We start from the raw sequence: 17,372 nt of genomic DNA, 5'->3' as shown, positions 1-17,372 counted from the left end.
CTAATTGACGAATTTACCGACGCGCTGGGCCTGGCTCATGTCGCGCTGTGCCTTGTCCTTCTGCCGAGCACGCTCGGCGACGGTCATGCACTGCGTGGACGACATGTTGGAACCAATGGCCTTCTCACGTCGGCATATTAGACGACTATCTTCACGCGCCTGTGTCAAAACGGTGTTCACGACCTGCTGATCGTTGAAGACCTCGGTTCGTACCGATTCAGGCATCGCGTCCCGGGTCGGATACTGCTCGGCGGCAGTGCGGATGCGAACCAGGGTCTCACGGACCTTGCCCCGCTCTTCCTGGCGCAGCTCGGAATAGGTTTCGCCATCGTTGAGCTCGATCTCGATGCGCTCAACCTGCTGCAGCAGCGGCTTGCCCGGCAGGAATACCTCTTCGGCGCTCTTGGCCGCTGCCGAGGCAGCAACCAGGGCCAAGGCCGAAACCAGAACTGCTGATATCACTGGATGCTTCATACAAACGAATCCCTGTCTGAGGTGAACGCCGACTGTATGCGGATGCGCGCTCTGCCAGCAAGTGCTGGCCGGCAGGGCGCAGGTGGCCTTAAAGCTTGGAATCCGGGTTCACGTTGCTGTAGGTGCGCTGGTCGTTGAGCAGGGCCTTGCCCTTCTCTTCGATACGGCGCCGTTCGGCGACGGTCAGACAGCGGCTCTTTGGCATGTTGCTGCCCGTGGTGCGCTGGTACGAGCAGATCTGGCGACTGTCTTCGTGGGCGCGCGTCAGGATGCTGTTGATCCGCTCCTGATCGTTGAAAACGTCGTTCTGCACCTGCGGTGGCAGCTCCTGGACAGTCTGCCTGTCGCCCATCCGCTGGGTGATCCGCGCCAGCGCCTGCTGGACCTGACTGCGATCATCGGCGGAGATTTCGTTGTAGTCGCCCTGCTGCAGGGCTTTTTCGACCTGGCGGACCTGCTCGGCCACCGGGCTCTGGCGGTCCATCTGCACAGCCGCCTTTTCCGGCTTGGCCAATGCAACGCCAGGCAGGCACAGCAACAGCACGATCATCGTGGTGCGGTACATCGCCAACCTCCCGATCCTTCGGAACGAAGGCCCAACTCTACGAGTGTCCCAGCGCGCCCACAAGGGACCCTTGGCAGGGGGACTTCGGGCATAAAAAAGACCCAGGCGGTGCACCCGCCTGGGCCTGAAGTTGTATCCCGATACCGATCCTGCTGAGAGGCAGAGCTGCGGTTCGTTGAAGGCTACGCCCGGGCCGATTAAAGCGGTGTTAAACCCGCCAACCCTGCCTGAACTAAATTTCAAGCCACTGAAATATCAGGATTTTTTTATTTTCTCGACATGCTCGATGATGCGTGCGGCCACGTCCACCCCGCAGGCCGCCTCGATCCCCTCCAGGCCGGGGGTGGAGTTCACTTCCAGCACCAGCGGGCCGCGCTCGGAGCGGATCAGGTCCACCCCGCATACCCCCAGCCCCAGCGCCTTGGCCGAACGCACCGCCACTTGCTGCTCGGCCCGGCTGGCCTTGGACGCCACAGCCGTGCCACCGGCGTGCAGGTTCGAGCGGAAATCCCCCTCCGGGGCCTGGCGCTGCATCGACGCCACCACCTGGTCGCCGACCACGAAGCAGCGGAGGTCGGCGCCTTTGGCCTCGCCGATGAACTCCTGCATCAGGAAGTTGGCATACAGCCCACGCAGGGCCTCGACGATGCCGCGCGAAGCACTCGCCTTCTCGGTGAGGATCACGCCGCGACCCTGGGTGCCTTCATTGAGCTTCACCACGTGCGGCGGTGGGCCGAGCATGGACAACAGATCAACGGTGTCATCCGGGTTGTCGCCAAAGACGGTGACCGGCATGTCGATGCCCTTGGCCGCCAACAGCTGGTGTGCCCGCAGCTTGTCGCGCGAGCGCAGGATCGCGTCGGATGGATTCGGCGTGCGCGCGCCCATCAGTTCGAACTGGCGCAGAACAGCGGTGCCATAGCGGGTGACCGAAGCGCCAATGCGTGGGATCACCACGTCCACGCCGGTCATCGGCCGGCCCTTGTAGTGCATCGAGAAGCCATCGGCGGCGATGCGCATGTAGCAGCGCAGCGGGTCGAGAATGCGTACGGTGTGGCCGCGCGCGCGCGCGGCCTCGACCAGCCGACGGGTGGAGTACAGCCGGGTGTTGCGGGACAGGATGGCGAGCTTCATCGCAGTGGGATCGGTCGGCAGGCGCGCAGCATAGCGTGGCGGCGTTGCGGGTGGATGATGCTGTTCGGGCAACGGAAGACCCCGGCAATAGAGCGCATTGCCGGGGCCAACATACCGCACGGTCTTCCGGAGCAAGCACCTCCGCACTGCTTGGCCGCGAATTACATGGATGTGACCTTCTGGCAGGTCACCGTTGATGCAATGGCAGCCACTCTCACGCCATCAGCGTCCACGGCAGTAGTTTCAACGCCGTAGGTAATCGACGGCCTTGACGCTGAAGAGTTGCAGCCAAACTTCCAGGAAAAGGTGTTTCCGTTCTCAGGAGAGTTGATCGTGAAATCAGCATCGTTGCAGGTGCCAGACGGGCAACTGGCCACATGCGCATGCACCTTGATGGGATACTGCGGGAACCCTTCGTAAGAAATTTTGACGGCTGGCTTGGTGCCATGGGGGCCGCTGGCATTAGCTGCACTGAGCAATTTGAAGGGTTTGCAGATTTCAGACCCGCGTGAGAGCCGCGCACCTTTTTCGACCCCCTTTGCCATCAACCCCTGGAACACCGGGTCGGCCATGGCCGCAGCATCAGTGACGTTGTCCTTGAAACCAACCTCGATGACGATTGCCGGGAGATTGGCAAAATTATTCTCGCCGTAGCCGGTGGTGGACGCCTGCTTGGTCACTACCCACGACGGATACTGCGCGCTGGCGTTGATGATCTCCTTCATCGCACAGGTGACATTTGTCGCCAATTCATCCGCACCGGTCTTGGCGCCATTGAAGTAAATACGGGTTCCCGACGCAGTTGTCTGCGGCGCGCCATCGATCGACGCCGCATTGGTGTGAATTGTGATCATCTGATCAGCCTGAAGATGGTTCGCGTAGAGACCGCGCGACCGGATGTCGTCGCTCTCGTGATCTTTCGGGCTGTGCAGGTTCTGAGCGGAGTAATTGTTCCAGATCTCCGGATTGCCAGGAAGAATGCTCTCAAGGTAGTACCGACCGGCCATATTCTTGAACGGCGGGCAGACGATGGGGCTGCCGGAACATGCCGCAGTGTAGGCATCATTTGATGTGGATCGGGCCAGGTAGCGAGAAACACTGCCACTCCGCGCAGCAACGCTCGACTCAACTGCCGCCGCCAGAACAATGGTCTGTAGATCCTCGATCTGATTTCCCACCGTTGGTCGCTGATACGCCCAGTAAGACGTGGCCGGATTCGTTGCATTCACAAGGACATAACCGTGACCTGCTGAAATCAACATGACAGGGTTTCCCGCAGATGCTGGCGAAACACCCTTGGATTTTCGACCTGGATTTTCGACCGGACCGCGATCTTCCGGAAAATAGGTGTAGATGTCGACGCCACCAAACAAAAACTTGATGCCGGACACCTGCACAGAGGGGGCAACAGTATCGTTGACCGTCTGGAAGATCAGCTGCAGGTGCTCATCAAAAGTGAGCGTATGCCGCTTGGGGACCGCCGACCTGCCGAAATCAATGATGACATCATGCTTTATCTGATCATAAGTCACCTTCAACTGTGGATTTTCCGCGGAACCCACCTGCAAGTCATTTTCACGGATCACGTCGCGCACAAGATCCTTAATCATCGACTCCAACTGCCGCTGCTGACTTATGGTCAAATTTCCCTGAGCAGGACTTGACTGCGCCATGGCAGCGTCAGTGAATGACACCAGCAGCGAAGCCAGCGCCCAGCCAAGCACGATCTTTCCTTTATTAATATTCACTTGCATCCTTCCTGTGGAGTGCGTGTTGGGATAGGCCCAAAGCGGTAGTCCATCCGCTGAACCTGACTTGGAGTGTAAACAGCTGATCAGAGATGGCACGCATTCAACGCCACACCCCGGAGTTATTTACCCGAAACAGGAACCACTTCTCAACTAAAATAAAATATTCATCACACTTCCGCCACTACCGCTCGGAACATGCGCCAGAATCCCCATCCATCATCGCCCAGCCAGCACTTCATGCCACACGAACAGAGGGCAAAGGGGGTGCATTGCAAATACGGCCCGACCAACACACCGCCTCACATGCTGCTGCTTACCGAAACCAGCGGAAAGAAAGATCGGGTGCAATCGGGGAGCAACACCGTCTCTGCCATTCCTGTTCCCCTGAAAAACAGGCGGTAACGGTGGACTACATTGCACAACATCAGAACTGTTGAAGTTCCACATGCCGGGAAAATAAAAAAACCCCGGCAACGGCGCAACCGCTGTCGGGGTTCAAATTCTGGAGCGGGCGAAGGGAATCGAACCCTCGTCAGTAGCTTGGGAAGCTACAGCTCTACCATTGAGCTACGCCCGCGTTGCCCGACAAGTCTATGCGGGGCACGTGTTCAAACGCAACGGGCAGGCCCTTGTAGCCTGCCCGTTGCGGTGACGGCAGGCCCGCAGGCCTGCCGTCGTCTGCATCAGAAGCTGCCGCTGAAGCTGGCAAACAGCGTCGCGTCCTGCGCACGCTTCTGCAGGGTGGTGGCGCTCAGGCCGATGTTGCTCTGCAGGCCGAACAGCTCCATGCGCGCGCCCATGATGGCGGTTGCATAGTTCTTGTCGAAGTCCATGCCCGGCACGCGGTACATGCCCACGTCCGGCAGGCTCTGCACCCAGGCGCTGGCCTGCTTGGTGTCTTCGAACTCGTGGTCGTAGGTTACCTGCACGTACGGCTTGACAGTGCCGCCGTCGAAGCGCGCTTGCCAACCGATACGGCCCACGGTGGAATCGGCATCCTGCTTGCCGTAACCCAGCGCGGTAGCCAGGGTGCCAGCATTGGCGCTTTCGGTGTAACCGTCGATCTTGACCTGCTGCCAGATCACCGAAGCGATCGGGCCGTGGCGGAAGCCGCCTTCGGTGCCGAACTCGTAACCAGCGTTCAGGGCGGCGGTCAGGTTGCTGCCGTCCGGCGAGCCGCCGTGTTCGCGGGTCGCCGGGCCGAGCTGGACCTTGCGGTTCACGTCATAGGACAACCAGGTGTAGCTGACCTGGCCATTGACCCAGATGCGGTCGCCATACCAACCGGCGAACAGACCAGCGGTGGTGTCCTTCTGGGTGAAATCGCCACGGCTGTTGCCGAAGTCGGCATTCAGACGGCCAAAGCCGGCGAAACCGCCGAAGACCATGCCGTCACGCGCCCAGTCGACACCGAACAGGCCAGCCGGGGCCAGGCCGTCGTACAGATCGGCATGGTCGTAACGCTGCATGTCGCCGCGCACGCCACCCCACCAGGACATGCCGTCGGCCGGGCGGCCGGCCTGGTGCAGGCTGACCTGGTCGGCGCGCGAGCGGCCGATGGTCTGCGCCGAGTGGCTCAGCACCTGCTGCAGGCGCGGGCCTTCCAGGATCGAAATGGCGTACTGGCCCAGCATCTGGTGGGCGGCACTGGTCGGGTGCACGTCATCAGCGAACAGGTAGGTACTTGCCGCATCCGGACGCGCATAAGCCAGCGGGCTGCAGCTCAGCGACGAGGCCACCAGGCACGCACGGCCGGTGACGTTGCTGAAGCCGTACATGCCGGGGTTGGCGACGATTTCGTGCAGCAGCGTGTAGGTATCGAGCGGGATGAACTCGATGCCGGCCTGCTTCAGGCCGCCATACAAGGCATTGTTGTAGGCGGTGGACAGGGCGGTACCCAGCGCCTGGCCGGCCGCACCGCGGTCGATGAACCCGGGGCTGATGCCGACGTCAGGCAGGTTCGGCACCATCACGTACTGGGCGCCGGCCTGCTTCAGGCTGGCCACGATGCCGATCTGGTCGGTCACCGCCGCGCCGATGACGGCCGGCGCCTGTGCCGGCGCGGTGATCGAGAACAGATCGTTGGCGCCGCCCCACACGGTGTACAGCGCGTTCGGATCGGCCTTGCCACCGTTGGCCGCCAAGTACTTGGCCATCTGCGTCTTCAGCGACGGCACCGGCACGTTGCCGAAGCCCGGCTGGGTCAGGTCGGTACCCACGCGGGCGCCACCAACAGCGTAGTTGTCGCCGTTCTGACCGTTGCCATTCGGGGCGGCATTGGTGCCGTAATAGTCGGCCACGAACTGCGCCCACACCCAACCCGGGTTGGTGGTGAACTGGCCCGCCACCGGGCGCGCATCGGCCGGCAGCAACGGACGGTAGTAGCCGCCGTCAGTCAGGCTGTCGCCGAAGAACACGGTGTTGGTGAACGGGGATTCGCCTGCCATGGCCGGCAGCGCGGCCAGCGCGATCGCGGCCGCCATGAGGGAGCGGATCGGGCGTTTGCTGAGCAGCATGTTGAAACTCCTGGGGGAAATGTTGAGGATCCGGCACACGTACGCCGGCGCACGGTGAATGGTTTCACCACGCCGCCGATTGCTCACGCTGCGCCGCCGCATGGATTGTCGCCCAAGCCAGGCCAGGCGGGCTTTGCCGGTGCGGGCGTAGGGCACAACTTGCAACAGTTCCGATGCGAACCGGCGATCAGCGACAATGGCCGCATGAACATCCAGCTCAATGGCGAACCCCGCACCCTGCCCGCTTCGGCGACCCTCCTGGACCTGCTGGCGGCCGAACAGTTGCTGCAACGCCGGGTGGCGGTGGAGGTCAACGGCGAGATCGTCAGCCGCAGTCGTCATGGCGAGCATCTGCTGGCCGAAGGCGACGTGGTGGAGATCGTGCACGCACTGGGCGGTGGTTGAAGCAAAGCCCGCGCCCTGCGCTCGCCGGGCATGGCCCGGCACTACCCTCGCTCACGTCTCCGGCGGGATCGACACGACGACCCCATCTTCAGGCGGATAAGCGATAATCGCGCCATGAACGCTCATGTCTCCCCCGATTCGCTGGTGATCGCCGGCAAGACCTACAGCTCGCGGCTGCTCACCGGCACCGGCAAGTTCAAGGATCTGGAAGAAACCCGCCTGGCCACCGAGGCCGCAGGCGCCCGGATCGTCACCGTGGCCATCCGCCGCACCAACATCGGCCAGAACCCGGGCGAACCGAATCTGCTCGACGTGCTGCCGCCGGACCGCTACACCATCCTGCCCAACACCGCCGGCTGCTACACCGCCGAGGATGCCGTGCGCACCTGCCGCCTGGCCCGCGAACTGCTGGACGGCCACAACCTGACCAAGCTGGAAGTACTGGGCGACCAGAAGTCGCTGTACCCGGATGTGGTGCAGACCCTCAAGGCGGCCGAACAGCTGGTCAAGGACGGCTTCGAGGTGATGGTCTATACCTCCGACGACCCGATCCTGGCCAAGCGCCTGGAAGAGATCGGCTGCGCTGCGGTGATGCCGCTGGCCGCGCCGATCGGTTCGGGCTTGGGCATCCAGAACAAGTACAACCTGCTGCAGATCATCGAAGACGCCAAGGTGCCGATCATCGTCGACGCAGGCGTGGGCACCGCGTCGGATGCAGCAATCGCTATGGAGCTGGGCTGCGACGGCGTGCTGATGAACACCGCCATCGCCGGTGCGCGCCACCCGGTGCTGATGGCCAGCGCCATGCGCAAGGCCGTGGAAGCGGGCCGCGAGGCGTTCCTGGCCGGCCGCATTCCGCGCAAGCGCTATGCCAGTGCGTCCTCGCCAATCGATGGGTTGATCGGCTGATGACCAATCCATTCGACAGCGCCGGTTCGAAGGCGCCGCCCAAGCCGTTCACGGTCAACGAAGGCCGCCGTGAAGTGCGCAGCTTCGTGCTGCGCCAGGGGCGCTTCACCCCCGCCCAGCAGCGCGCGTTCGACGAACGCTGGCCACGCTTCGGCCTGGATTTCAGCGGCGAACCGCGTGATCTGGATGCCACCTTCGGCCGCGATGCGCGCAAGGTGCTGGAAATCGGCTTTGGCAACGGCGCCGCGCTGCGCTTTGCCGCACAGCATGACCCGAGCCGCGACTACATCGGTCTGGAAGTGCACGCCCCCGGTGTCGGCCGGCTGCTGAACGCGCTGGCCGACGACAACGCCGACCACGTGCGCCTGTACCACCACGACGCGGTGGAAGTACTGGAAAAGGAAATCGCCGATGGCGCGCTGGACGAAGTGCGCATCTACTTCCCCGACCCGTGGCACAAGAAGCGCCACAACAAGCGTCGCCTGATCCAGCCGGGCTTTGCCGAACTGCTGGTGCGCAAGCTGCGCTCCGGCGGCCGCCTGCACTGTGCCACCGACTGGGAGGATTACGCCGAACAGATGTGGGACGTGCTGGATGCCACCCCCGGCCTGGTCAACCGCGCCGGCCCGCGTGGCAGCGTGCCGCGCCCGGACTGGCGCCCGCAGACCCACTTCGAGACCCGCGGCCAGAAGCTCGGCCATGGCGTCTGGGACCTGCTGTACGACCGCACCTGATGAACGCCTGAGGACGCCGCGCCCCACATGGATACCGCGCTGACGCTGACCACTGACATGAAGCTCGTGCTCGGGCTGGTCGGCTTCACAATGGCGATGTTCCTGTTCGAGCGCATCCGCGCCGACGTGGTCGCGTTGGTGGTACTGGTGGTGCTGGGCGTGACCGGCCTGATCGCGCCGGAGGAGATCTTCGGCGGCTTCTCCGGCAACGCGGTGATGAGCATCATCGCCACCACCATCCTCGGTGCCGGCCTGGACCGCACCGGCGCGCTGAACCGACTCGCGGCCTGGCTGCTGCGGCGCGGCCACGGTGTGGAGCAGCGGCTGCTGATGATGACCACGGCCATCGCTGGCCTGAACTCGTCCTTCATGCAGAATCCGTCGGTGATGGCGCTGTACCTGCCGGTCGCCTCGCGCCTGGCCGCACGCACCGGGCTGACCATGCAGCGCCTGCTGCTGCCGATCTCGGCAGCGATCGTGATGGGCGGCGCACTGACGATGGTCGGCAACTCACCGCTGATCCTGCTGAACGATCTGCTGGCCTCGGCCAACAACAACCTGCCCTCCGGCCTGGCTACCATCGAGCCGCTGCGCATGTTCGCGCCGCTGCCGATCGGCGTGGCACTGCTGATCGCCTCGCTGCTGTATTTCCGCTATTACGGCGACCGCAAGCTGGTGGAAGAAGAAAGCCTGGTCAACGACGGGGTCACCCCGGCGCGTACCGAGAGCTACTTCGCCAAGACCTACGGCATCGAAGGTGATGTGTTCGAGCTGGTGGTCACCGCCGAGAGTCCGCTGGTCGGCATGACCCTGGGCGAAGCCGAGAACCTGCACGATGCGCCACTGCTGCTGGCGCTGAAGACCGGCAACGACACCCGCCTGGCGCCGCCGGCCGAAATGCGCATCTGGGTGGGCAGCGTGCTGGGGGCAATGGGCCCGCGCGAACAGATCCACGATTTCGCGCAGAACCAGTTCCTGCGCATGTCCTCGCGCCTGAAACACCTGGGCGATCTGTTCAATCCCAGCCGCGCCGGCATTTCCGAAGCGGTGGTGCCGCCGACCTCGAACGTGATCGGCAAGAGCGCGGCCGACCTGCGCCTGCGCAAGGAACGCGGCATCAGCCTGCTGGCGATCAACCGTGACAAGCAGGTGATCCGCGAGGATGTGCGCGATGTGCAGCTGCGCGCCGGCGACATGCTGGTCTTCCACAGCATCTGGACCGATCTGGCTCAGGCGGCCAAGAGCCGCGACTTCGTGGTGGTGACCGACTACCCGACCGGCGAGCAGCGCCCGCACAAGTTCAAGATCGCCATGGCGATTTTCGCCCTGACCATCCTGATCGCGCTGACCAGCAAGCTGCCGGTGGCGCTGACCTTGATGACCGGCGTGGCCGGCATGCTGTTGACCGGCGTGCTGCGCATGGACGAGGCCTATGCCTCGATCAACTGGAAGACGGTGTTCATGATGGCCGGGCTGATTCCGCTTGGCTGGGCGATGGATTCCAGTGGTGCGGCGGCGTGGGTGGCCGGTCATACCATCGACAAGCTGCCCACCGGCATTCCGATCTGGGTGCTGGAGCTGGCGCTGGCCCTGCTGACCACGGTGTTCTCGCTGGTGATCAGCCATGTGGGGGCGACCATCGTGATGGTGCCGATCGCGGTGAACCTGGCGCTGGCGGCCGGCGGCAACCCGACCGCGTTCGCGCTGATCGTGGCGCTGTCGGCGTCCAACAACCTGATGACGGCGTCGAACCCGGTGATTTCGATGATCACCGGCCCGGCCAACTACACCCCGCGTGAGATGTGGCGGGTCGGCGGCCCGCTGTCGCTGATCTATACGTGCGTGGTGGTGGTGATGATCAACCTGATGTTCTGAGGTTGGGGTTTGTTGGCAGGGCGGCGCCCTGCACCCGCAGAAGCCACGGCAACAGCCGGAGCAACAGCAAAAGCTGGCTATCCGTGGGATGGCGGGGTGGGTCCGGTTGCGGGGGACGCTGCAAGTACGTCCCTGTAAGCTCGGTCGCGCCATCCATGGCGCTCACGCCCCCGCAACCGGACCCACCCCGCCTTCGACAGATCACTGCAATCTGCAGTAGATCCACGCCATGCGTGGATGGATCTCTGGATACCTGTTGATCTGTTGGGTGCGGACTGTTGGCTTGGTGGGTGCGGACCGTTGGTCCGCACACCGATGCATCAGGCCAGGTAGACCTGCCCGTCGCGCACGTCCACCGGCACTGCGCGCAGGCGGTCGCCCTTGCAGGGGCCGGCGATGCAATCGCCGCTGTCCAGCGCGAACGAGGCGCCGTGGGCGGCGCAGACCAGGTGGCCTTCGCGGCTCTTCAGGAACTGGCCGGGGGCCCAGTCCAGGCGGCGGCCCGCGTGCGGGCAGATGTTCAGGAACGCGCGCACCTGTTCACCGTCGCGGTACAACAGCAGCGACTCGGCATCGCCATCGACCACCGCTTCAACCTCGGCAAACGCGCCATCGGCAATGGCATCAAGGGTGATCAGGGCAACAGCGGCAGTCATGGCGAAGGCTCGGACGGAATCGCGCATTGTCGCATGCCTGGTCATGTGACTAGCTGCGACATGAACACAAGTCATTGATCCGTAATAAGCCAAGGCTATATTTAACGAGTTTTTCACTCAATGACAGTGGCAGCTGCCGATACTCATGGCTCGCTGATTTCCAGCCTATCGAGCCACCATGTTCAATCGCGATTTCGCCTTCAACCAGTTCCGCACCCTGTTTGCCCCGCGCAAGCCGCGCCATCCGCTGGTGCGCGTTGCCGTAGGCCTGCTCGGCCTGGCGATCCTGGCCGCGATGGTGTTCATCGGCGTATTCGTCGGTGCGGCCATGATCCTGGTGGGTCTGGCGTGGAAGCTGCTGGCTTCGCGCAAGCCCGGCCCGCGCCGCCCGATCGATCCGAACGTGGTCGAGGGTGAGTACCACGTGGTGCGCAAGTCGGCGCTGCCGACCTCGCATTGATCGACGCTGCCCGCTGACGGCGGGCCTTGCTGCGTTCTAGACTGCGGGCACTCCCTTTCTGGATGCCCGCATGTCCGATGTCTCCGATGTGATCCCTGCTGCAGCCACGCCGCGTGTGCCGGTTGTTGGCGGCGGCAGCTTTCCCGTGCACCGCATCTACTGCGTCGGCCGCAACTTCGCCGACCATGCGCGTGAGATGGGCGCTGCCGTGCCTGCCGCAGATGATCGTGGCCGCCCGATGTTCTTCACCAAGCCGGCCGATGCGATCGTGGTCGGCCACGACGATGTGATCCCCTACCCGCCTGCCACCGGCAACCTGCACCACGAGGTGGAACTGGTGGTGGCGATCGGCCGTGACGCGCCTGCCGGCGAACTGGCCGTGGGCGATGCCGAGGCACTGGTCTATGGCTATGCCGTGGGCCTGGACCTGACCCGCCGCGACCTGCAGGCCGCCGCCAAGGAGAAGGGGCATCCGTGGGATTCGGCCAAGGGCTTCGATGCCTCCGCGCCGATCAGCGAGATCGTGCATGCCGGTGAAGTCGGCGACCTGGCCGCGCTCAACTTGTCGCTGGAGATCAACGGCGAAGTACGCCAGCAGTCCCTGCTCGACCAGATGATCTGGAACGTGCCGGAGATCCTGCACGAGCTGTCCAAGCTGTGGCAGCTGCGTGCCGGCGACCTGGTGTTCATGGGTACGCCCTCCGGCGTAGCCGCGCTCAACCCCGGCGACCGTTTCAGCGCGCGCCTTGAGAACGTGGCCGAGCGCCACGGCGTGATCGCCGGCTGACATCACCTGCGCTACCCTGCGCGCTGTCCACTTCCCCACCGGAGAAAAACAACAATGGGAATGCTCACCGAGTTCAAGGAATTCGCGATGCGCGGCAACGTCATCGACCTCGCCGTCGGCGTGGTGATCGGCGCGGCCTTCGGCAAGATCGTCACCGCGCTGGTGGAGAAGATCATCATGCCGCCGCTGGGCTATCTGATCGGCCGGGTGGATTTCTCGCATCTGGCGTGGACGTTGTCGCCGGCCAGCATCGGGCCGGATGGCAAGGAAATTCCGGCCGTGGTGATCGGCTACGGTGATTTCATCAATACGCTGATCCAGTTCGTGATCGTGGCCTTCGCCATCTTCCTGGTGATCAAGGTGATCAACCGCCTGTCGCGCAAGAAGGAAGCAGCACCGGCAGCACCGGCTGAGGAAGTTCTGCTGCTGCGCGAAATCCGCGACAACCTGAAGAAGTAAGGCGCCGGGCGCCGTTGGCGTCCCTGCCACCTGTAGGGCCGAGCCCACGCTCGGCTGATCTGGAAACGGCAGCCGAGCATGGGCTCGGCTCTACGGAAGCATACGAAAGCCCCACCCCGGCGGGGCTTTCGCTTTGCCGTTCATGGCCGGAAAACAGCGTTCGCTGGAGCCATGACCTCCCACCCATGCGCGGCGCTGAACGACTGTTAAGCTCCAAGGCTTACACCCTTCCCGGAGCTGTCCATGCGTCGCCGCGTCCTTGCCATCGCATCCTCCCTCGCCCTGCTGGCCGCGCCGGCCTTCGCGGCGCCGCATGCCACCACCCTGCCGCCCGCCTCGCTGGCCACGGCCGCGCAGCTGCGCGACCAGGCGCTGGCCGACGACACCGGCTGGAAGGTGGTCGAATCGCTGACCACCGAAATCGGTCCGCGCATTGCCGGCAGCGAAGCCGACGCCCGCGCCGTGGCCTGGGCCGAAGCCAAGTTCAAGGCACTGGGCTTTGACAAGGTCTGGAAGGAACCGGTGACCTTCCCGAAGTGGGAACGCCGCAGTGAACACGCCGCGGTGACGGGCAAGAACCCGCAGCCGCTGCAGATCACCGCACTGGGTGGCAGCCCGGGCGGCACCGTGGAAGCCGAGGTGGTGCGCTTCGCCGACCTGGCCGCGCTGCAGGCCGCACCGGCCGGTTCGCTGAAGGGCAAGATCGCCTTCGTCGACTACCAGATGCTGCCGTTCCGCGATGGCCGCGACTATGGCCGCGGCGGCGCGATCCGCAGCAAGGGCCCGTCCGAGGCCATCCGCAAGGGCGCGGTCGGCTTCCTGATGCGTTCAGCCGGTACCGATTCGCACCGCGTGCCGCACACCGGCATCACCCGTTTTGACGATGGCCTGACCCCGGTGCCGTCGGCCGCACTGTCGGTGCCCGATGCCGACCAGCTGGCGCGCCTGCTGGCCCGTGGCAGCACCACGGTGAAGGTGGCGCTGGACTGCGGTTGGGATGGCACGGCGACCTCGTACAACGTCATCGGTGAGATCACCGGCCGCACGCTGCCGAAGGAAGTGGTCGTCATCGGCGGCCACCTGGATTCATGGGACCTGGGCACCGGCGCGGTGGATGACGGCGCGGGCGTGGGCATCACCATGGCCGCCGGTCATCTGATTGGCCAGCTCAAGCAGGCACCAAAGCGCACCATCCGCGTGGTTGCCTTCGCCAACGAAGAACAGGGACTGTATGGCGGCAAGGCCTACGCCGAGGCGCATGCCAAGGACGTGGCCCTGCACCAGTTGGCCGCGGAGAGCGATTTCGGCGCTGGCCGCATCTATGCCTTCAACACCGGCTCGCCGAACCCGGAAAGCTCGCGCGAGGCGACCAAGCAGATTGCCGAGGTGATGAAGCCGCTGGGCATCGAGTACCAGGCCGACAAGGGTGGCCCGGGCCCGGACGTCGGCCCACTGGCGGCCAAGGGCGGTGCATGGGCGTGGCTGGCGCAGGATGGCTCGGACTACTTCGACCTGCACCACACCGCCGACGACACGCTCGACAAGATCGACCCGAAGGCGCTCGCGCAGAACGTGGCGGCCTACACCGTGTTTGCGTATCTGGCGGCGGAAGCCGATGGCAGCTTCGGCAGCGAAGCCAAGACGACCACGCCGCCGAACGAGTGATGCAGTCGCGCCGGGCCATGCCCGGCGAGCGCAGCAGCAGGAGCGGTGCGAACCAAGGTTCGCACCCACCAAGGAAGATCCTGCATCGGTAGCGCCGGGCCATGCCCGGCGAGCCCAGCGGCAGGAGCGGTGCGAACCAAGGTTCTCACCCACCAAGGCAGATCCTGCATCGGTAGCGCCGGGCCATGCCCGGCGAGCGCAGCGGCGGGAGCGGCGCGAATCAAGGTTCGCCCCCACCAAGGCAGATCCCGCTTCGGTAGCGCCGGGCCATGCCCGGCGAGCGCAGCGGCAGGAGCGGTGCGGACCATGGTTCGCACCCACCAAGGCAGATCCTGCATCGGTAACGCCGGGCCATGCCCGGCGAGCGCAGCGGCGGGAGCGGTGCACCCACCAAGGCAGATCCTGCATCGGTAACGCCGGGCCATGCCCGGCGAGCGCAGCGGCGGGAGCGGTGCGAATCAAGATTCGCCCCCACCAAGGCAGATCCCGCTTCGGTAGCGCCGGGCCATGCCCGGCGAGCGCAGCGGCAGGAGCGGTGCTAACCAAGGTTCGCACCCACCGGGCGACACTCAGCCGCGTCGACTGGCCCACTGCGCCAGCAGCACCGCCGTGGCGGAAGCGACATTCAGGCTTTCAACCGCGCCACTGCCGGGAATCGACAGCTGCTGGTCACACTGGCTGGCCAGGCCGCGATCCATGCCTTCGCTTTCAGCACCCATCACGTACACCAGGCGTGCCGGCAGCGACGCACGGAACACGTCCTCGCCACCCTCGACCAGGGTCGCAGCCAGGCCAAAGCCAGCGGCGCGCAGTTGCGCCATCGCTTCTGCACCCTCAGGCAACTGCACCAACGGCACCGACTCGGCGCCGCCTTCAGCCACGCGTGCGGCAGCACCGGACAGCGCCAGCGTGCTTCCGGCCGGCAGCAGCAGCGCCTTGACGCCGAAGTGCGCGGCCGAGCGCAGGATCGCACCGAAGTTGTGCGGATTGCCAACGCCATCCAGCCACAGCGCCAGCGCCGGGCCTTCGCCCAGTTCGGCCAGCCACTGCGCCAGCGGCAGCACCGGCGCACGCAGCACGTCGGCCACCAGGCCTTCGTGGTGAGTGGTGGCGGCCAGCTTGTTGAGGTCGCCCTCTTCCACCACGCGATAGCCCACGCGGTTGGCCACGCACCACTTCAGCACCGGCTGCATGCGCGGAATCAGCGATTCCACCAGGTACAGCTTGCGCAGCGCCTGCGGGCGCTTGGCGAACAGGGCCTGCACGGCGTTCCAGCCATACAGGCGCAGTTCGTCGTTGCCACGACCCGGCGGTGGCGGGGTGCCGCCCTCACGCGGTGGCAGCGGGGTGGCCCGCGGCGGTCGCGACGACGGGCGGCGGGCATTCTTCCAGGGATCATTCACTACGGGACAACTCCAGCTTGCGTTGACGCCAGAAATCGGCGTTCTTGATGCCCAGGGCATCGGGGTCGAAGATCGGATCGAGGCCGAGCTTCTTCTGTCGTTCGTAATCGCGCAGGGCCAGCATGGCCGGCTTCTGCACGATGAGGATGGCGATGATGTTCAGCCAGGCCATCAGGCCTACGCCGATGTCACCCAACGCCCAGGCCAGGGTGGCGTTGTGGAAGGCGCCAAATACCACCATGCCGATGATGCCCAGGCGCAGCAGCAGCACTGTCAGCGGCCGCTTCCTGTTGTGGTTCACATAGCTGAGGTTGGTTTCGGCCATGTAGTAATAGGCCATGATCGTGGTGAAGGCGAAGAAGAAGATGGCGATCGAGACGAACGCCGAGCCCCAGCCCGGCAGCACCGCTTCCACACCGGCCTGCGCGTAGCCCGCACCTTCGGGAATGCCGGCCAGGCCCTGGAAGATCGGCGCGCCACCCGGTACCGGCGAATACACGTTGTAGGTGCCGCTGGCCAGGATCAGGAAGGCGGTGGCGGTGCACACCATCATGGTGTCGAAGTAGATGGCGAAGGCCTGCACGTAACCCTGCTTGGCCGGATGCGAGACCTCGGAGGCGGCCGCAGCGTGCGGGCCCGAACCCTGCCCAGCCTCGTTGGCATAGATGCCGCGCTTGATGCCCCACTCCACCGCCAGGCCCATCATCGCGCCGAACGCAGCGTGGGTACCGAACGCGCTCTTGAAGATGATGCCGAACATTTCCGGCACACGGTCATAGTTGATGATCATGATGACGATGGCCATCAGGATGAAGCCGGCCGCCATGAACGGCACTACCACTTCAGCGAAGTTGGCGATGCGCTTGACGCCACCGAAGATCACCACGCCCAGCAGCAGCGCGACGACGATGCCGATGCCCAGCTTCAGCGCCTGCGCCGATTCCATGCCAAAGGCCTGGCCATCGAGCGGGCCGCACAGCGCGGTACCACGGCAGGCATTGATGACGCTGTCGGCGATCGCGTTGGCCTGCACGCCGGGCATCAGGAAGCCGGCGGCGATGATCGTGGCGATGGCGAAGGCCATGGCGTACCACTTCAGTCCCATCGCCTTTTCGATGTAATAGGCCGGGCCACCGCGATAGCGGCCTTCGGCATCCTTGGTCTTGTAGATCTGCGCCAGGGTGCATTCCACGTACGAGGTGGACGCGCCGAGGAAACCCATCACCCACATCCAGAAGATCGCGCCGGGGCCGCCGAAGGCGATGGCGGTCGCCACACCGGCGATGTTGCCGATGCCCATGCGGCCGGCCATCGACATGGCCAGGGCCTGGAACGAGGACACGCCAGCATCGGATTTCTCACCGGACACGGTGAGGCGGCACATCTCGACGAAACCACGGATCTGCATGAAGCGCGTCCGCAGGCTGAAGAACAGGCCGGCGGCAAGGCACATGAAGATCAGCGCCTTGCTCCAGATGATGCTGTTGATGAAATGTACGGTAGCTTCCACGCGCGCTCTCTCCAGTCGGCGGGTTGTAAGGACGTCCCGTCGGCTGGAGGGGACCGGTCGATTCTCCCT

The 17,372-nt window shown here is 64.6% G+C and carries 16 protein-coding genes and 1 tRNA gene; 8 read left to right on the top strand and 9 right to left on the bottom strand.

Features of this window, described 5'->3' with window-relative positions:
• The 6 genes from HUT07_RS03695 to HUT07_RS03670 all read right to left on the bottom strand — a co-directional run bounded on the left by HUT07_RS03695 (position 1) and on the right by HUT07_RS03670 (position 6,440).
• Entirely contained in the window at positions 1-474 is a 474-nt protein-coding gene (locus HUT07_RS03695) for a hypothetical protein (RefSeq protein ID WP_176019786.1), read from the bottom strand.
• A gap of 88 nt (positions 475-562) precedes the next feature.
• Entirely contained in the window at positions 563-1,039 is a 477-nt protein-coding gene (locus HUT07_RS03690; RefSeq protein WP_176019785.1) for a hypothetical protein, read from the bottom strand.
• A 255-nt stretch (positions 1,040-1,294) separates the two neighbouring features.
• Positions 1,295-2,173, bottom strand: coding sequence for a 30S ribosomal protein S6--L-glutamate ligase (gene rimK, locus HUT07_RS03685; RefSeq protein ID WP_176019784.1), 879 nt, complete (start codon positions 2,171-2,173; stop codon positions 1,295-1,297).
• A gap of 161 nt (positions 2,174-2,334) precedes the next feature.
• Positions 2,335-3,921, bottom strand: a complete 1,587-nt coding sequence (locus HUT07_RS03680; protein ID WP_176019783.1) for an N-acetylmuramoyl-L-alanine amidase — start codon at positions 3,919-3,921, stop codon at positions 2,335-2,337.
• A gap of 506 nt (positions 3,922-4,427) precedes the next feature.
• Positions 4,428-4,501, bottom strand: a tRNA-Gly gene (locus HUT07_RS03675).
• A 106-nt stretch (positions 4,502-4,607) separates the two neighbouring features.
• Positions 4,608-6,440, bottom strand: a complete 1,833-nt coding sequence (locus HUT07_RS03670) for an autotransporter domain-containing protein (RefSeq protein ID WP_176019782.1) — start codon at positions 6,438-6,440, stop codon at positions 4,608-4,610.
• Positions 6,441-6,644: 204 nt separating this feature from the next.
• On the opposite strand from HUT07_RS03670, the gene thiS reads away from it, so the two are divergent.
• The 4 genes from thiS to HUT07_RS03650 all read left to right on the top strand — a co-directional run bounded on the left by thiS (position 6,645) and on the right by HUT07_RS03650 (position 10,363).
• Positions 6,645-6,845 (top strand): sulfur carrier protein ThiS, encoded by a 201-nt coding sequence (thiS, locus tag HUT07_RS03665; protein ID WP_176022468.1) that lies wholly within the window; start codon positions 6,645-6,647, stop codon positions 6,843-6,845.
• A gap of 114 nt (positions 6,846-6,959) precedes the next feature.
• On the top strand, positions 6,960-7,754 hold the full coding sequence (locus HUT07_RS03660; RefSeq protein ID WP_089236612.1) for a thiazole synthase: 795 nt from the start codon (positions 6,960-6,962) through the stop codon (positions 7,752-7,754).
• The gene (gene trmB / locus HUT07_RS03655) at positions 7,754-8,488 is read left to right on the top strand and encodes a tRNA (guanosine(46)-N7)-methyltransferase TrmB (RefSeq protein WP_089236613.1); all 735 of its coding nucleotides are present in this window, start codon (positions 7,754-7,756) and stop codon (positions 8,486-8,488) included. Before HUT07_RS03660 ends, trmB begins: the two co-directional genes overlap by 1 nt.
• Before the next feature lie 27 nt (positions 8,489-8,515).
• Positions 8,516-10,363 (top strand): SLC13 family permease, encoded by a 1,848-nt coding sequence (locus tag HUT07_RS03650; protein ID WP_176019781.1) that lies wholly within the window; start codon positions 8,516-8,518, stop codon positions 10,361-10,363.
• A 320-nt stretch (positions 10,364-10,683) separates the two neighbouring features.
• Here the strand turns inward: HUT07_RS03650 and HUT07_RS03645 are convergent, their stop codons facing one another.
• Positions 10,684-11,019 carry a Rieske (2Fe-2S) protein gene (locus HUT07_RS03645; protein WP_049469607.1) on the bottom strand — a complete coding sequence of 112 codons (336 nt, stop codon included), beginning with the start codon at positions 11,017-11,019 and terminating at the stop codon, positions 10,684-10,686.
• A 178-nt stretch (positions 11,020-11,197) separates the two neighbouring features.
• On the opposite strand from HUT07_RS03645, the gene HUT07_RS03640 reads away from it, so the two are divergent.
• From HUT07_RS03640 to HUT07_RS03625, 4 genes are all read left to right on the top strand, one after another.
• Positions 11,198-11,479, top strand: a complete 282-nt coding sequence (locus HUT07_RS03640) for a hypothetical protein (RefSeq protein WP_176019780.1) — start codon at positions 11,198-11,200, stop codon at positions 11,477-11,479.
• A gap of 70 nt (positions 11,480-11,549) precedes the next feature.
• Entirely contained in the window at positions 11,550-12,266 is a 717-nt protein-coding gene (locus tag HUT07_RS03635) for a fumarylacetoacetate hydrolase family protein (protein WP_176019779.1), read from the top strand.
• A gap of 54 nt (positions 12,267-12,320) precedes the next feature.
• On the top strand, positions 12,321-12,725 hold the full coding sequence (gene mscL, locus HUT07_RS03630) for a large-conductance mechanosensitive channel protein MscL (RefSeq protein WP_176019778.1): 405 nt from the start codon (positions 12,321-12,323) through the stop codon (positions 12,723-12,725).
• A gap of 243 nt (positions 12,726-12,968) precedes the next feature.
• On the top strand, positions 12,969-14,390 hold the full coding sequence (locus HUT07_RS03625; RefSeq protein WP_176019777.1) for a M28 family peptidase: 1,422 nt from the start codon (positions 12,969-12,971) through the stop codon (positions 14,388-14,390).
• Positions 14,391-14,959: 569 nt separating this feature from the next.
• Here HUT07_RS03625 and HUT07_RS03620 read toward each other — a convergent pair.
• Together HUT07_RS03620 and HUT07_RS03615 are read right to left on the bottom strand one after the other, a co-directional pair.
• Entirely contained in the window at positions 14,960-15,793 is an 834-nt protein-coding gene (locus tag HUT07_RS03620; RefSeq protein ID WP_176019776.1) for a TrmH family RNA methyltransferase, read from the bottom strand.
• Positions 15,786-17,303 carry an alanine/glycine:cation symporter family protein gene (locus HUT07_RS03615; protein ID WP_176019775.1) on the bottom strand — a complete coding sequence of 506 codons (1,518 nt, stop codon included), beginning with the start codon at positions 17,301-17,303 and terminating at the stop codon, positions 15,786-15,788. The genes HUT07_RS03620 and HUT07_RS03615 overlap by 8 nt, the downstream gene beginning before the upstream one ends.
• Between the last annotated feature and the right edge of the window lie 69 nt (positions 17,304-17,372).

The organism is Stenotrophomonas sp. NA06056 (assembly GCF_013364355.1).
Classification (GTDB): domain Bacteria; phylum Pseudomonadota; class Gammaproteobacteria; order Xanthomonadales; family Xanthomonadaceae; genus Stenotrophomonas.
This window is presented reverse-complemented; position numbering and strand designations above follow the sequence as displayed.

What these genes read in the sequence shown, in the direction of transcription:
- HUT07_RS03640 (WP_176019780.1), top strand. Translation starts at nt 11,198, where the DNA reads ATGTTCAATCGCGATTTCGCCTTCAACCAGTTCCGCACCCTGTTTGCC.
- thiS (WP_176022468.1), top strand. Translation starts at nt 6,645, where the DNA reads ATGAACATCCAGCTCAATGGCGAACCCCGCACCCTGCCCGCTTCGGCG.
- HUT07_RS03625 (WP_176019777.1), top strand. Translation starts at nt 12,969, where the DNA reads ATGCGTCGCCGCGTCCTTGCCATCGCATCCTCCCTCGCCCTGCTGGCC.
- HUT07_RS03695 (WP_176019786.1), bottom strand. Translation starts at nt 474, where the DNA reads ATGAAGCATCCAGTGATATCAGCAGTTCTGGTTTCGGCCTTGGCCCTG.
- rimK (WP_176019784.1), bottom strand. Translation starts at nt 2,173, where the DNA reads ATGAAGCTCGCCATCCTGTCCCGCAACACCCGGCTGTACTCCACCCGT.
- HUT07_RS03645 (WP_049469607.1), bottom strand. Translation starts at nt 11,019, where the DNA reads ATGACTGCCGCTGTTGCCCTGATCACCCTTGATGCCATTGCCGATGGC.
- mscL (WP_176019778.1), top strand. Translation starts at nt 12,321, where the DNA reads ATGGGAATGCTCACCGAGTTCAAGGAATTCGCGATGCGCGGCAACGTC.
- HUT07_RS03660 (WP_089236612.1), top strand. Translation starts at nt 6,960, where the DNA reads ATGAACGCTCATGTCTCCCCCGATTCGCTGGTGATCGCCGGCAAGACC.
- HUT07_RS03635 (WP_176019779.1), top strand. Translation starts at nt 11,550, where the DNA reads ATGTCCGATGTCTCCGATGTGATCCCTGCTGCAGCCACGCCGCGTGTG.
- HUT07_RS03690 (WP_176019785.1), bottom strand. Translation starts at nt 1,039, where the DNA reads ATGTACCGCACCACGATGATCGTGCTGTTGCTGTGCCTGCCTGGCGTT.
- trmB (WP_089236613.1), top strand. Translation starts at nt 7,754, where the DNA reads ATGACCAATCCATTCGACAGCGCCGGTTCGAAGGCGCCGCCCAAGCCG.
- HUT07_RS03650 (WP_176019781.1), top strand. Translation starts at nt 8,516, where the DNA reads ATGGATACCGCGCTGACGCTGACCACTGACATGAAGCTCGTGCTCGGG.
- HUT07_RS03670 (WP_176019782.1), bottom strand. Translation starts at nt 6,440, where the DNA reads ATGCTGCTCAGCAAACGCCCGATCCGCTCCCTCATGGCGGCCGCGATC.